The 349-nt window shown below is 57.6% G+C and carries 1 protein-coding gene; it reads right to left on the bottom strand.

The window, feature by feature from the left end:
- Positions 1-349: immunoglobulin-like domain-containing protein (locus SJI00_RS22435; protein ID WP_322463869.1), on the bottom strand; the 349-nt coding region annotated here is incomplete at both ends.

Consider the following 349-nt stretch of genomic DNA (forward strand, 5'->3'; position numbering starts at 1 on the left):
CGTGGTGACCGGTGCATGTCCTTGGTAGGCATCATCGCTAACCGGAACATTCACGGTCCCGGAACTTTGACCGACAGCAATCGTGATGTTCTGGCCATTGGCCAACGTCACCACAACCGGCGTGCCGGTGACTGGAGCACCCACCGACGCGGTGTAAGTGATCACGCCACCTTCAGCAACCGAAGGCGCCGCTGTCAGCGTGACAGTGGTGGTATCGATAGTGTCAGTAACCGCAGTGACTGCCGGCGCAGAGTTAACCGCGAGGTTCTCAAAATTGCCACCAGTGGCATTGATGATTTGCGCAGTAACTTGACCCGCATCGATGTACGGATCATCAGCAGGCGCTGCG

Origin of the sequence: Pseudomonas gebzensis (genome assembly GCF_034427815.1) — a bacterium.
GTDB lineage: Bacteria > Pseudomonadota > Gammaproteobacteria > Pseudomonadales > Pseudomonadaceae > Aquipseudomonas.